General features: G+C 66.6%; 9 protein-coding genes. All 9 read left to right on the top strand.

Translation table 11 applies throughout. From position 1 onward, the window contains the following. Positions 1–148: 148 nt before the first annotated feature. Entirely contained in the window at positions 149–691 is a 543-nt protein-coding gene (locus tag AC1PLA_RS14360) for a GNAT family N-acetyltransferase (protein WP_024939889.1), read from the top strand. Positions 692–1,661: 970 nt separating this feature from the next. Beyond that, the gene (mfd, locus tag AC1PLA_RS14365) at positions 1,662–5,132 is read left to right on the top strand and encodes a transcription-repair coupling factor (RefSeq protein WP_481104809.1); all 3,471 of its coding nucleotides are present in this window, start codon (positions 1,662–1,664) and stop codon (positions 5,130–5,132) included. A 506-nt stretch (positions 5,133–5,638) separates the two neighbouring features. Then, entirely contained in the window at positions 5,639–5,968 is a 330-nt protein-coding gene (locus AC1PLA_RS14370; RefSeq protein WP_016905011.1) for an STAS domain-containing protein, read from the top strand. Positions 5,969–5,984: 16 nt separating this feature from the next. After that, positions 5,985–7,991 (top strand): chemotaxis protein CheA, encoded by a 2,007-nt coding sequence (locus AC1PLA_RS14375; RefSeq protein WP_481104810.1) that lies wholly within the window; start codon positions 5,985–5,987, stop codon positions 7,989–7,991. A gap of 68 nt (positions 7,992–8,059) precedes the next feature. Beyond that, complete coding sequence (locus tag AC1PLA_RS14380; RefSeq protein WP_481104811.1) at positions 8,060–10,216, top strand: methyl-accepting chemotaxis protein; 2,157 nt, start codon at positions 8,060–8,062, stop codon at positions 10,214–10,216. Positions 10,217–10,226: 10 nt separating this feature from the next. Then, on the top strand, positions 10,227–10,754 hold the full coding sequence (locus AC1PLA_RS14385; protein ID WP_481104812.1) for a chemotaxis protein CheW: 528 nt from the start codon (positions 10,227–10,229) through the stop codon (positions 10,752–10,754). 28 nt (positions 10,755–10,782) lie between these two features. Continuing rightward, complete coding sequence (locus AC1PLA_RS14390) at positions 10,783–12,066, top strand: EAL domain-containing response regulator (RefSeq protein ID WP_481104813.1); 1,284 nt, start codon at positions 10,783–10,785, stop codon at positions 12,064–12,066. Between the two features lies 1 nt (position 12,067). Then, entirely contained in the window at positions 12,068–12,874 is an 807-nt protein-coding gene (locus AC1PLA_RS14395) for a CheR family methyltransferase (protein ID WP_481104814.1), read from the top strand. Continuing rightward, the gene (locus AC1PLA_RS14400) at positions 12,871–13,998 is read left to right on the top strand and encodes a protein-glutamate methylesterase/protein-glutamine glutaminase (RefSeq protein ID WP_026064711.1); all 1,128 of its coding nucleotides are present in this window, start codon (positions 12,871–12,873) and stop codon (positions 13,996–13,998) included. The genes AC1PLA_RS14395 and AC1PLA_RS14400 overlap by 4 nt, the downstream gene beginning before the upstream one ends. The last annotated feature ends 5 nt before the right edge of the window (positions 13,999–14,003 follow it).

Below are 14,003 nucleotides of genomic sequence, written 5' to 3' on the forward strand. Positions count from 1 at the left end.
CATACTCACGACTGGATCACGGTATCGCTCGGTACAGTGATGAGGGAAGCACTGCCACCCCCTGACGGCCCCAGCGGCGCACCGGATTCATTCACGGTTGTGCGCTGGGCTGGTGCCAGAATCTTCCGATCTTTAAGGAACACCGGTCATGGCCATTCGCAATCGCATGCCTCCCTGGCATGAAAACTTCAGCCTGCCCAATGGCCGCACGCTCCTGCTCCGCCCGATCCGTCCCGAGGACGGTCCGCCGCTGCAGGGTGCCTTCAGCCTGTTGGGACCGGAGGAAATCCGCGCGCGCTTCGTGCGTTCCTCCGCCGAAATCACCCCGGAGATGGTGCAGCGCCTGACCCATCCCAATCCCAAGAGCGAGATCGTCCTGGTGGCCGCCGAACAGCTGCCCCCGGGCGAAGCCCTGGTAGGTGCGGTGGCGCGCGCAGCGCTGGTGCCGGGCACCCGCCAGGCCGAGTACACCATCCTGGTCAGCAGCTTCGTCGCCGGCCAGGGGCTGGGACGGCAGCTGATGCGCAAGCTGGTCAAGTGGGCACGGCGCAAATACCTGGATTGCCTGTTCGGCGACGTGCTGCAAAGCAATGTGCCGATGCTGCAGCTGGCCGAGTCGCTGGGCTTCAAGCCGCAGCCGCATCCGGATTCGCCGGAGCTGGTGCGGATGGTGCTCGAGCTGGATGCCTGAGGGGCTGGGATTCGGGATTGGGGATTGGGGATTGGGACGGCCGCCGCGCCCTTGACTCACCTGGCTTTGATTGTTGATCTGTCGCTTGGCTGCAAGGCCCTTGCCCGCCCACCATCGCGGGACACGCCGCAAGTACGTCCGTGTAGGCTCTTACGCGGCATCCATGCCGCGTAAGGTCCCGCGACGGTAAGCGGGCAAGGACCTGTCGGGATGGTCGGTCCGCATAGTGCGAGCAGCACGGTGTCAGGCAAGAACGCGTCGGCTCGTTCCGCAAGAAAGCCAGGGCAGCGGACCAGCTTTTTAAACGACCGACTACCTGTCTGGGGCGGTGTCCTCGCCGATTGCGGGACCGTGTGGCGGCATGGATGCCGCCACCGAGCCTCCACGGATGGATTCACGGCGTGTCCCGCGAGCGGTGAGGACGCCGCACCCTGGACTCACCTGGCTTTGATTGTTGATCTGCTGCTTGGCTGCAGCGCCCTTGCCCGCCCACCATCGCAGGACACGCCGCAAGTACGTCCATGTAGGCTCTTACGCGGCATCCATGCCGCGTAAGGTCCCGCGACGGTAAGCAGGCAAGGACCTGTCGGGATGGTCGGTCCGCATAGTGCGAGCAGCACGGTGTCAGGCAAGAGCGCGTCCGCGCGTTCCGCAAGAAAGCCAGGGCAGCGGACCAGCTTTTTAAACGACCGACTACCTGTCTGGGGCGGTGTCCTCGCCGATTGCGGGACCGTGTGGCGGCATGGATGCCGCCACCGAGCCTCCACGGACGGATTCACGGCGTGTCCCGCGAGCGGTGAGGACGCCGCACCCTCGACTCACCTGGCTTTGATTGTTGACCTGTCGGGGTGGTCGGTATGCAGATGGCGAGTGCGCCGCACATCCGATCAACGCGGCGCAGGTGGGCCGACGCCGGCTTTCACGCCGGATGGACCGGCCGCGGTGGGGGCTCTGGTAAAATTGCCGGCTGATGCCGTCGCCAACCACCTTCCCCTCCCCGCCGCTGCCCAAGTCCGGCCAGCTCCGCGCCTATTGGCGCGCTCCGTCTTCGCCGACTGCGCTGGCCTGGTCGATCGCACGCGCCGCCGAGGTGCATGCCGGCCCGCTGCTGGTGATCGCCCGCGACAACCAGAGCGCGCATCAGATCGAGGCGGATCTGCATGCCTTGCTCGGCGAGCATGCGACGCTGCCGGTGGTGCCGTTTCCCGATTGGGAAACCCTGCCCTACGACCAGTTCAGCCCGCACCCGGAGATCATCAGCCAGCGCCTGGCCGCACTGCATCGGTTGCCCACACTGACCCGTGGCGTGGTGATCGTGCCGGTGCAGACACTGATGCAGCAACTGGCACCGCTGAGCTACATCGTCGGCGGCAGTTTCGATCTCAAGGTCGGCCAGCGGCTGGATCTGGATGCGGAAAAACGCCGTCTGGAAAGCGCCGGCTACCGCAACGTGCCGCAGGTGATGGACCCGGGCGATTTTGCAGTGCGCGGCGGCCTGCTCGACGTGTTCCCGATGGGCGAAGCCACGCCGTTGCGGATCGAGTTGCTGGACGAGGATATCGACTCGATCCGCGCCTTCGACCCGGAATCGCAGCGCTCGCTGGACAAGGTCGAGGCCGTCAAGCTGCTGCCCGGCCGTGAAGTGCCGATGGACGATGCCAGCGTGGAGCGTGTGCTGGCCTGCCTGCGCGAGCGTTTCGACGTGGACACCCGGCGCAGCGCGTTGTATCAGGATCTGAAGTCGGGGCTGGCGCCGTCGGGGGTGGAGTATTACCTGCCGATGTTCTTCAGCAAGACCGCCACCTTGTTCGATTATCTGGACAAGCGCGTGCTGCCGCTGGTCGCCACCGGCGTCTCCAACGCGGCCGACACGTTCTGGGCGCAGGCGCAGGACCGCTACGAGCAACGCCGCCACGATGTGGAGCGCCCGCTGCTGACGCCGGACGAGTTGTATCAGTCGCCGGACGCACTGCGCGAGCGGCTCAACAAGCTGGCGCGCATCGAAGTCTGGGCCAGCGACCATCCGCGCATCGACGAGGCCGCCGCGCTGGGCGACCAGCCGTTGCCGCCGCTGCCGGTGGCGGCAAAAGACGCCCCGGCTGGTCAGGCGTTGGCCTCGTTCCTGGGCCATTACCCCGGCCGCGTGCTGGTGGCCGCCGATACCGCCGGCCGGCGCGAAGCCTTGATGGAAGTGCTGGCCGCCGCGCAGCTGAAGCCGGAGGTCGTCGCCGACCTGCCCGCCTTCCTGGCGGCGCCCAAGCTGCGCTTCGGCATCACCGTGGCGCCGCTGGAAGACGGCTTTGCGCTGGACGCCCCGCAGATTGCGGTGCTGACCGAGCGCCAGCTGTTTCCCGAGCGCGCCAACCAGCCGCGCCGCAGCCGCCGGGTCGGACGCGAGCCGGAAGCGATCATCCGCGACCTGGGCGAGCTGTCCGAAGGCGCGCCGATCGTGCACGAGGACCACGGTGTGGGCCGCTACCGCGGCCTGATCGTGCTCGACGCCGGCGGCATGCCCGGCGAGTTCCTGGAAATCGAGTACGCCAAGGGCGACCGGCTGTATGTGCCGGTGGCGCAGCTGCATCTGATCAGCCGCTATTCCGGCGCCTCGGCCGAGACCGCGCCACTGCATTCGCTGGGCGGCGAGCAATGGACCAAGGCAAAGCGCAAGGCGGCCGAAAAGGTCCGCGACGTGGCGGCCGAATTGCTGGAAATCCAGGCCCGCCGACGTGCGCGTGCCGGTCTGGCGCTGCAGGTGGACCGGGCGATGTACGAACCGTTCGCGGCCGGCTTTCCGTTCGAGGAAACCGCCGACCAGCTGGCGGCCATCGATGCGACGCTGCGCGATCTGGGCAGCAGCCAGCCGATGGACCGCGTGGTCTGCGGCGACGTCGGCTTCGGCAAGACCGAGGTGGCCGTGCGCGCCGCATTTGCCGCCGCCAGCGCCGGCAAGCAGGTCGCGGTGCTGGTGCCGACCACGTTGCTGGCCGAGCAGCATTACCGCAACTTCCGCGACCGCTTCGCCGATTACCCGATGAAGGTGGAAGTGCTGTCGCGCTTCAAGAGCACCAAGGAGATCAAGGCCGAGCTGGAGAAGGTCGCCAGCGGCGAGATCGACGTCATCATCGGCACGCACCGGCTGCTGCAGCCGGACGTCAAGTTCAAGGACCTGGGCCTGGTCGTGGTCGACGAAGAGCAGCGCTTCGGCGTGCGGCAGAAGGAAGCGCTCAAGGCGATGCGCGCCAACGTGCATCTGCTCACGCTCACCGCAACCCCCATCCCGCGCACGCTCAACATGGCCATGGCCGGGCTGCGCGACCTGTCGATCATCGCCACCCCACCGCCGAACCGGCTGGCGGTGCAGACCTTCATCACCGCCTGGGACAACGCGCTGCTGCGCGAGGCCTTCCAGCGCGAGCTCAGTCGCGGTGGGCAGCTGTACTTCCTGCATAACGATGTGGAAAGCATCGTACGCATGCAGCGCGAGCTGTCCGAGCTTGTGCCGGAAGCACGCATCGGCATCGCGCATGGGCAGATGCCCGAGCGCGAGCTGGAACGGGTGATGCTGGATTTCCAGAAGCAGCGCTTCAACGTGCTGCTGTCGACAACGATCATCGAATCGGGCATCGACATCCCCAATGCCAACACCATCATCATCAACCGCGCCGACCGCTTCGGCCTGGCGCAGTTGCACCAGCTGCGCGGACGCGTCGGCCGCTCGCATCACCGCGCCTACGCGTACCTGGTGGTGCCGGATCGTCGCTCGATGACCTCCGATGCGGAGAAGCGCCTGGAGGCGATCGCCTCCATGGACGAGCTCGGTGCCGGCTTTACCCTGGCCACCCACGATCTGGAAATCCGCGGTGCCGGCGAGCTGCTGGGCGAAGACCAGAGCGGGCAGATGGCCGAGGTCGGTTTCAGCCTGTATACCGAGCTGTTGGAACGCGCGGTGCGCAGCATCCGCCAGGGCAAGCTGCCGGACCTGGATGCCGGTGAGGAGGTCCGCGGTGCCGAGGTCGAACTGCATGTGGCCGCGCTGATTCCCGAGGATTACCTGCCCGACGTACATACGCGCCTGACGCTGTACAAGCGCATCTCCAGCGCCCGCGACGCCGATGCGCTGCGCGAATTGCAGGTGGAGATGATCGACCGCTTCGGCCTGCTGCCGGACCCGGTCAAGCACCTGTTCGCGATTGCCGAGCTCAAGCTGCAGGCCAATGCGCTGGGTGTGCGCAAGCTGGACCTGGGCGAGAACGGCGGCCGGCTGGTCTTCGAGGCGAAACCGGCGATCGATCCGGTCGCGGTGATCCAAATGATCCAGAAGCAGCCCAAGATCTACACCATGGACGGCCCGGACAAACTGCGCATCAAGCTACCGCTACCGGAAGGCGCGGACCGCTTCAACGCCGCACGTGGGCTGCTGACGATGCTGGCGCCGAGATAAGCGCGCTGCGCGGTCGGTTGCGCCTGCTTTATGCAGCGCTCTCGACCGTGCAGGACGCAAGCACGCGGCGGGCGCGTTGCGATCGCGGCGCGAAGTCAATCCGGGCCAATGCGGCATTTTCACTAACGCCCTTCGCAACATTGCGATGCCGGGCGTGACGCATGCCGCCTGTTTCATGCGTTTTCGCGGCAGCGGCCGTGCGCAGATCCGGGCCGCACGCATTAAAGAAGTCGGCTGAAAGGCGGCTATCTGTCCTGCAGGACTGTCCAGGACATTGGTTTCCTGAGCCTGCTTGCGACAAAGCTGAGCAATTAATGCCCAGGCAGTGATGGATTTCTCAAATCCGTCACTGCACTGAATTTGGCCTAAATATTCCTGTCACGCGCCGATACCTGCATGGACCGGCATGTCCGCGTGTGCAGAGCTGCCCACGCAAGCCACGCCGGAGCGACCTTCTTCCGCGTCATGGCACGCATCCGTGCGCCATCGCATCGCTTGAGGCATCAATGAACACGCCACTGTCCGATCTACCCGCGCCGCTGACGCTCGCCCTGGAAGGCGAGATGACCATCCGTCGCGCTGCCGAACTCAAGCCGCTGCTGCAGCCGGCCTTGCTGCATCCGGGCGGATTGCACCTGGACCTGGGCGCGGTCAGCGAGATCGACACCACCGGCCTGCAGTTGCTGCTGGCGACCAAGCAGGCGATCCAGGCCGACGGCCGGCCATTTTCGCTGACCGATTCCAGCCGCGCGGTGGTCGACGTGATCGAACTGCTCGGCCTGCTCGAAGCCTTGTACCCGCATGCGGTTGCTGGTATCGGCGAACGCATTCACTAACGGACCGGCGACGCGTATGGATATGAACCAGCTGATGCAGACCTTCCTGGCCGAGAGCCGGGACCTGCTCGAAGACATGGAACGTCACCTGCTCGAAGCCGAGCGTGGCGAGTCCTCGCCGGATGCGGTCAACGCGATCTTCCGTGCGGCGCACACCATCAAGGGCTCGGGCGGCCTGTTCGATCTGCCGCAGCTGGTCGGCTTCACCCATGTCGTGGAAAGCGTGCTGGACCTGGTGCGCGACGACGCGCTGACGCTGAGCTCGGAACTGATCGCGCTGCTGCTGGTGTGCTGCGACCACATCCATGCCCTGGTGGAAACCGCCGCCGACCCCGCTCACGCCGATGCCGACGCACTGGCGGCAGAGGCCGAACCGCTGCTGGCACAACTGCAGACCTACCTGCAGGCCAGCGCATGCGGTGTCACCGCCTCCGCCATCCAGCACAGCACCCCGGAAAAACAGAGCGGTTACTGGCGCATCGCGCTGAAACTGTTCGCCGACGCGCTGCGCTACGGCAACTCGCCGCTCAAGCTGATCCGCAACCTGCGCGGGCTGGGCTCGGTCGAGTCGATCAGCACCGATGCCAGCCAGCTGCCGAGCTTCGAAGCGCTCGATCCGGAAGCCAATTATCTGGGCTTCCAGATCCTGCTGCGCAGCGATGCCGACCGTGCCGCGATCGAGGACGTGTTCGAGTTCGTGCGCGAAGACTGCGACCTGGAGATCCTCTCGGTGCCGGCACCGATGGACGCCAGCGCCGTGCCTGCCAGCGAGCCGGTCGTGGCTGCCGCGCCGGTGGTCGGCGCGCTGGCTGCCGTCCCGGCCGCAGCGCCGGCACGCGCGCCGCAGGACACCGGCACACGCAACACCGACGCGCGCTCGATCCGCGTCGATGCCGACAAGCTCGATCGCATGATCGATCTGGTCGGCGAACTCATCATCGCGGTGGCCGGCACCAATGCCAACGCACAGCGCACCGGCGACGCGCAGTTGCTGGAATCGGCCTCGATCCTGGCCGGCCTGGTGGAAGAGGTACGCGAAAGTGCCCTGCAACTGCGCATGGTCAAGATCGGCGGCACCTTCAGCCGCTTCCAGCGCGTGGTACACGATGTGGCGCGCGAACTCGGCAAGGACATCGCGCTGGTGGTGGCCGGCGAGGACACCGAGCTGGACAAGTCGGTGGTGGAAAAGATCGGCGACCCGCTCACCCATCTGGTGCGCAACGCCATGGACCACGGCATCGAGCCGGCAGACGTGCGCGTGGCGCGCGGCAAGCCCGCACGCGGCACCGTTGGCCTCAATGCGTATCACGACTCCGGCAGCATCGTCATCCAAATCACCGACGACGGCGGCGGCCTGAACCGCGACCGCATCCTGGCTAAGGCACTGGAACGCGGCCTGATCGAACCGGGCCGCCAGCTCAGCGACCGCGAGGTGTTTGCGATGATCTTCGAGCCGGGGTTCTCCACCGCTGAAAAGGTCACCAACCTGTCCGGGCGCGGCGTCGGCATGGACGTGGTCAAGCGCAACATCACCGCGCTGCGCGGCACCGTGGAGATCGACAGCAGCGCCGGCGTGGGCACCACCATCTCGGTGCGGCTGCCGCTGACGCTGGCCATCATCAACGGCTTCCAGGTCGGCGTCGGCAAGTCGGTGTTCGTGGTGCCGCTGGACGTGGTGGAGGAATGCGTGGAGTTCACCCCCGACTACGCCAGCGACTACATCGACCTGCGTGGCAGCGTGCTGCCGTATGTGCGCCTGCGCGAGCTGTTCGCGCTCGGCGGCAGGACCCCGGCGCGCGAAAGCATCGTGGTGATCCGCCAGGGCGCCCAGCGCTTCGGCCTGGTCGTGGACACCTTGCTGGGCGAATGGCAGACCGTGATCAAGCCGTTATCCAAGGTCTTCGCGCAGGTCAAGGGCATCAGTGGCTCGAGCATCCTGGGCAGCGGCGATGTCGCGCTGATTCTCGATGTGCCCAGCCTGCTGCAGCAATTGCATCCAAACCAGGACGCCCTGGCGGCCTGAGTCACCACACCAGCACTCCCCACATCACCGCGTCATCCGTTGTTCCCTGAGCCCAGGAAGCTGCCGCCATGTCACACCGTCTCCCGATCGCCACGCAGTTGTGGTTCACCGCCGCCCTCGCCCTCGCCTTGCCCGTCGTGGTGGTGGTCGCCGGCTTTGCGCTGACGCTGTCGCACGGCGCCCTGCTCGCCGCCAGCGTCCTGGCCGCACTCGTCAGCGGTGCGTTGCTGCTCCATGCGATCCGCAGCGCGACCGGCTCGCTGCAGCTTGCCACCACCACGCTGGATGCCTTTGCGCGCGGCAACTTCGCCGTCGCCCTGCCGCAGTTGCGCGATGAGCAGGCCTGCGAGGTGCTGCGTGCACTGCGCAAGGTGCAAGGCAACATCGCCCACGTCAACGAAGAGATCAATCGCGTTTCGCAGGAACACGATGCCGGCGAGATCGATGTCCGCATCGACGTGGCGCGTTTCGACGGCGACTTCCGCACCATGGGCGAAGGCATCAACCGCATGGTCGCCAGCCACATCGCGGTCAAGAAGCAGGCCATGGCCTGCGTGGCCGAGTTTGGCCGCGGCAACTTCTCCGCCGAGCTGGAACGCCTGCCGGGCAAGAAGGCCTTCATCAACGAGATCGTCGAGCAGATCCGCGGCAACCTCACCGGCATGGTCGCCGAGGTCAACCGCATGGCGGCCGAGCACGATGCCGGCGATATCGACGTGGTCATCGACAGCCAGCGTTTCAGCGGCGATTTCCGCCGCATGGCCGAAGGCATCAATGCGATGGTGGCCAGCCACATCGCGGTCAAGAAGCAGGCCATCGCCTGCGTGGCCGAGTTCGGCCGCGGCAACTTCACCGCGCAGCTACCGTTGCTGCCGGGCAAGAAGCGCTTCATCAACGAAACCCTGGAACAGGTGCGCGGCAACCTCACCGGCCTGATCCGCGAGATCAACCACATGTCGGCCGAACACGAGGCCGGCGACATCGATGTGGTGATCGACAGCAGCGGCTTCGACGGCGATTTCCGCAGCATGGCCACCGGCATCAACCAGATGGTGGGCGCGCATATCGCAGTCAAGAAACTGGCGATGGGCGTGGTGGCCGAGTTCGGCCGCGGCAACTTCGAGGCACCGCTAGCGCAGCTGCCGGGCAAGAAGGCCTTCATCAACGACACCGTGGAGCGTGCGCGCGGCAACCTGCGCAGCATTTCCGAGGTGATCCAGGTGATGGGCGCAATGGCCGACGGCGACCTCACCCACACCGTGGAAGGCCGCTACGAAGGCGCCTTCGCCGACATGCAGCGCTACGTCAACACCACCATGAGCCGGCTGACCGAGATCGTCGATGAGGTCAACCGCAACGCCGAGAACCTGGCCAGCGCCTCCGAACAGGTCAGCGCCACCGCGCAGGCACTGGCCCAGGCCGCCAGCGAACAGGCCGCCGGCGTGGAAGAGACCAGCGCTTCGCTGGAACAGATGACCGCCTCCATCGCGCAGAACACCGAGAACGCGCGCGTCACCGACAGCATGGCCGCCAAGGCCGCCAGCGAAGCGGCCGACGGCGGCGACACCGTGCGCGCCACCGTGGTGGCGATGAAGGACATCGCCAAGAAGATCGGCATCATCGACGACATCGCCTACCAGACCAATCTGCTGGCGCTCAATGCCGCGATCGAGGCCGCGCGTGCCGGCGAACACGGCAAGGGCTTTGCGGTGGTGGCGGCGGAAGTGCGCAAGCTGGCCGAGCGCAGCCAGATCGCCGCGCAGGAGATCGGCGAGGTGGCCGGCTCCAGTGTGGACCTGGCCGAAAGCGCCGGCCGCGTGCTCGGCGAGATGGTGCCCTCGATCCGCCGCACCTCCGACCTGGTGCAGGAAATCGCCGCCGCCTCCGAAGAACAGACCGCCGGCGTCAGCCAGATCAACACCGCCGTCGGCCAGTTGAACCAGACCACGCAGTCGGCCGCGGCCAATGCCGAAGAGCTGGCCGCCACTTCGGAGGAAATGAGCGCGCAGGCCGAACAACTGCAGCAGTTGATGGGCTTCTTCCGGCTCGGCAACAGCGCGCGCGCGGTGGCATCGCCCAGCAACAAGCCTGGCCCGCGCCGGATCGCAACGCATGCCAGCAGCACCGCGGTCAGCGCACCGCCGCGTCGCAGCAACGTGCGCCAGATCAGCGCGGTGGCGACCACCGCCGATGCGATCGACGAATCGCAGTTCGCCAGCTTCTGAGGAAACGACGATGCAACCGCACAGCGCAGCCACCACCACCACACGCATCGTTGCGCCGTCATCGACGGCACCGCAGCAATACCTGACCTTTCTGCTGGGCACGGAGATGTTCGGCCTGGGCATCCTCGGCATCAAGGAAATCATCGAATACCGCGCGCCCACCGACGTGCCGATGATGCCGCCGGCCCTGCGCGGCGTGATCAACCTGCGCGGCGCGGTGGTGCCGGTGGTGGATCTGCAGCAACGCTTCGGCCGCAATGCGAGCGCGATCACCAAGCGCAGTTGCATCGTGATCGTGGAGATTGCCCATGGCCAGACGCATCAGGTGCTCGGCCTGCTGGTGGACGCGGTGAGCGAAGTGCTGGAGATCGCACCCGACGCCATCGCCGGCGCGCCCAGTTTTGGCGCCGGCATCGCACGCGAATGCATCCATGCGATGGCCAGGATCGGCGAACGCTTCGTGATCCTGCTCGACGCCGACGCGGTGCTGGGCAACGACGCACTCGCCCAGCTGCCTGTCGCCGAGCTGGCAGCCTGACATGTCCAGCATGCACGCAAGGACTCCCATGCGCCCCACCCTTCTCTCCTGCAGCTGCGCGCTGGACGGCCCGGTACTGGTCGTCGACGACAGCGTGGTCCAGCGCGAACACGCAATGGCACTGTGCCGCCAGCTCGGCGCCGTCGCGGTCGACGGCGCGGTCGACGGTCACGCTGCGCTGGCCTGGCTGGGCAGTGCGATTTCGCCATCGCTGCTGCTGATCGATCTGGAAATGCCGGGCATGGACGGCGTGCAGCTGCTCGATGCACTGGCGCGCGGCAAGTACAGCGTGCCGGTGGTGGTGGTCTCGCAGCGCGGCGGCGCCCTGATCGATGCGGTGATGCAGCTCAGCCGCAGCGCCGGCGTGCGCGTGCTCGGCGGCATCGAAAAGCCGATGCATCTGCAGGACCTGGCCAATGTGCTGGAGTGCGAACCGGGACTGGCCACGAACGCGCCTGCGTTTGCACAGCCGGCGATATCGCCGCTGATGTCCAGCGGTGGCGCGGCGGCATCGCGGCTGGACCGGGCCATGCGCCGCGGCGAAATCCGCGTGGCCTACCAACCCAAGCTCGATCTCAGGGATGGCCGCCTGCGCGGTGTGGAAGCACTCGCGCGCTGGCGCCGCCCGCAAGGCGACATGATCGGGCCGGAGCGCTTCATTCCGCTGGCCGAACGCGAAGGCCTGATCCATGCATTGACCCAGCAGGTGATCGACCTGGCGGTCGCGCAACTGGTGGACTGGCGCGCAGAAGGCTTCGAGCTGAGCCTGGCCTTGAACCTGTCGCCCAACCTGCTCAGCGAGCAGGGCTTTCTCGAACAACTGTGCGGCAAGCTGAGCGACAACGGCCTGAGCCCTGCCGATCTGGTGCTGGAACTCACCGAGAGCGCCATCGTCGAGCCGGCCAATGCCCTGAGCATGCTGGCGCGCCTGCGCCTGCATGGCTTTGGCCTGTCGATCGACGACTACGGCACGGGGTTTTCCTCGCTGCAGCGCCTGGCCAGCATTCCCTTCACCGAACTCAAGCTGGATCGCAGCTTCGTGCATGCCGCCCATCGCAGCCGCAGCCAGCGCACCGTGCTCGAATCGACGCTGGAACTGGCGCACCGGCTCGACCTCACCGCCGTGGCCGAAGGAGTGGAGACCCCGGACGACTGGCGCCTGCTGCGCGAGCTGGGCTGCGACCTGGCGCAAGGCTATCTGATGGGCTCGCCGATGCCCGGGCCGATGCTGTCGGAATGGTGGCGCGAACACGCCGTGCGCATCGCCCGCCTGTGCGGCAACGCACTGCCCAGCGATGCGGACGGCGCCTGACATGAGCACGTCCACCGCCATCACCGAACAGGAATTCGGCCGCTTCCAGCGCTTCATCTTCGAAGCGGCCGGTATCAGCATTTCCTCGGGCAAGAAGGCCATGTTGTGCGGCCGCCTGGGCAAGCGCCTGCGCGAACACCAGTTCAGCAATTACACGCAGTACCTGCAGTTGCTGGAAAGCCGCCAGGACCGCGCCGAGATCCAGACCGCGATCGATCTGCTGACCACCAACGAGACCTACTTCTTCCGCGAGCCCAAGCACTTCGAGCTGCTGCGCAAGCTGGCCGGCGAACATCGCGGCGGCCTGCCGTTCCGCTGCTGGAGCGCGGCTAGCTCCAGCGGCGAAGAGGCCTACAGCATGGCGATGGTGCTGGACGATGCCTTGCAGGGACGGCCGTTCGAAGTGGTCGGCAGCGACATCAGCACCCGCGTGCTGGCCAAGGCCCGCACCGGGCACTACGCGCTGCAACGCATCGACGGCATTCCGCAGCCCTATCTCAAACGCTATTGCCTGCGTGGTCAGGGCGAGTACGACGGCACCTTGCTGGTGGAACGCCGGCTGCGCGACCGGGTCAAGTTCGTGCATGCCAACCTCAACACGGCCTTGCCGATGCTGGGCAGCTTCGATGCGATCTTCCTGCGCAATGTGATGATCTATTTCAATGGCCAGACCAAGCGCGAGGTCATCCTGCGCGTGCTGTCCAACCTCAAGTCGGGCGGATATTTCTGCATCGGTCATTCGGAAAGCCTGAGCGAACTCGACATCGATCTGGTCCAGGTGGCACCCTCGATCTTCCGCAAGGCCTGAGCCAAGGATCCGCCGTGTCGATAGCCCTCAACCGCCCAGCTGCCAGCCCCAGTCCCATCAAGGCCATGGTCGTCGACGACTCGGCGGTGGTGCGCCAGGTGTTGGTGGGCGTGCTCAACGACGCGGCCGACATCGAGGTCATCGCCACCGCGGCCGACCCGTTGCTGGCGATCGAGAAGATGCGCAAGCAATGGCCGGACGTGATCGTGCTGGATGTGGAAATGCCGCGCATGGATGGCATCACCTTCCTGCGCAAGATCATGAGCGAGCGCCCCACCCCGGTGGTGATCTGTTCGACGCTCACCGAAAAAGGCGCACGCGTCACCATGGACGCCCTGGCCGCCGGTGCGGTGGCCGTGGTGACCAAGCCGCGACTGGGGCTCAAGCAGTTCCTCACCGACTCGGCCGAGGAACTGGTCAATACGGTGCGCAGCGCCGCACGCGCCAACGTCAAACGGCTGGCCGCGCGGGTTGCCGCAGCGCCGCTGGAAGCGGAGGTCAAGCACACCGCCGATGTGATCCTGCCGGCGCAAAGCGGGCGCGCGCTGGCGCAGACCACCGAGCGCATCGTCGCCATCGGCACCTCCACCGGCGGCACCCAGGCGCTGGAAGAAGTGCTGACCGCCCTGCCGCGCGTCTGCCCCGGCATCGTGATCGTGCAGCACATGCCGGAGAAATTCACCGCCGCCTTCGCCGCGCGCCTCAACGGCCTGTGCCAGATCGCGGTGAAGGAAGCGGCCAACAACGACCGGGTGATGCCGGGCCGCGCATTGATCGCGCCCGGCGGCAAGCATCTGCTGCTGCGCCGCAGTGGCGCGCAATACTTTGTCGAAGTGATGGAAGGCCCACCGGTCAACCGGCATCGTCCGTCGGTGGATGTGCTGTTCCGCTCGGCCGCACGTGCGGCCGGCAGCAATGCGCTGGGCATCATCATGACCGGCATGGGCGACGACGGCGCCGCCGGGCTGCTGGAAATGCGTCAGGCCGGCGCGCGCACGGTGGCGCAGGACGAGCACACCAGCATCGTATTCGGCATGCCCAAGGAAGCGATCAAACGCGGCGGCGCCGACCGCATCCTGCCGCTGGGCGCGATGGCGCGCGAGATCGTGACACAGCTGCAGTAGCGCAC

The organism is Xanthomonas sp. NCPPB 1826 (genome assembly GCF_056725285.1).

What these genes read in the sequence shown, in the direction of transcription:
- AC1PLA_RS14380 (WP_481104811.1), top strand. Translation starts at nt 8,060, where the DNA reads ATGTCACACCGTCTCCCGATCGCCACGCAGTTGTGGTTCACCGCCGCC.
- mfd (WP_481104809.1), top strand. Translation starts at nt 1,662, where the DNA reads ATGCCGTCGCCAACCACCTTCCCCTCCCCGCCGCTGCCCAAGTCCGGC.
- AC1PLA_RS14375 (WP_481104810.1), top strand. Translation starts at nt 5,985, where the DNA reads ATGGATATGAACCAGCTGATGCAGACCTTCCTGGCCGAGAGCCGGGAC.
- AC1PLA_RS14370 (WP_016905011.1), top strand. Translation starts at nt 5,639, where the DNA reads ATGAACACGCCACTGTCCGATCTACCCGCGCCGCTGACGCTCGCCCTG.
- AC1PLA_RS14385 (WP_481104812.1), top strand. Translation starts at nt 10,227, where the DNA reads ATGCAACCGCACAGCGCAGCCACCACCACCACACGCATCGTTGCGCCG.
- AC1PLA_RS14390 (WP_481104813.1), top strand. Translation starts at nt 10,783, where the DNA reads ATGCGCCCCACCCTTCTCTCCTGCAGCTGCGCGCTGGACGGCCCGGTA.
- AC1PLA_RS14395 (WP_481104814.1), top strand. Translation starts at nt 12,068, where the DNA reads ATGAGCACGTCCACCGCCATCACCGAACAGGAATTCGGCCGCTTCCAG.
- AC1PLA_RS14360 (WP_024939889.1), top strand. Translation starts at nt 149, where the DNA reads ATGGCCATTCGCAATCGCATGCCTCCCTGGCATGAAAACTTCAGCCTG.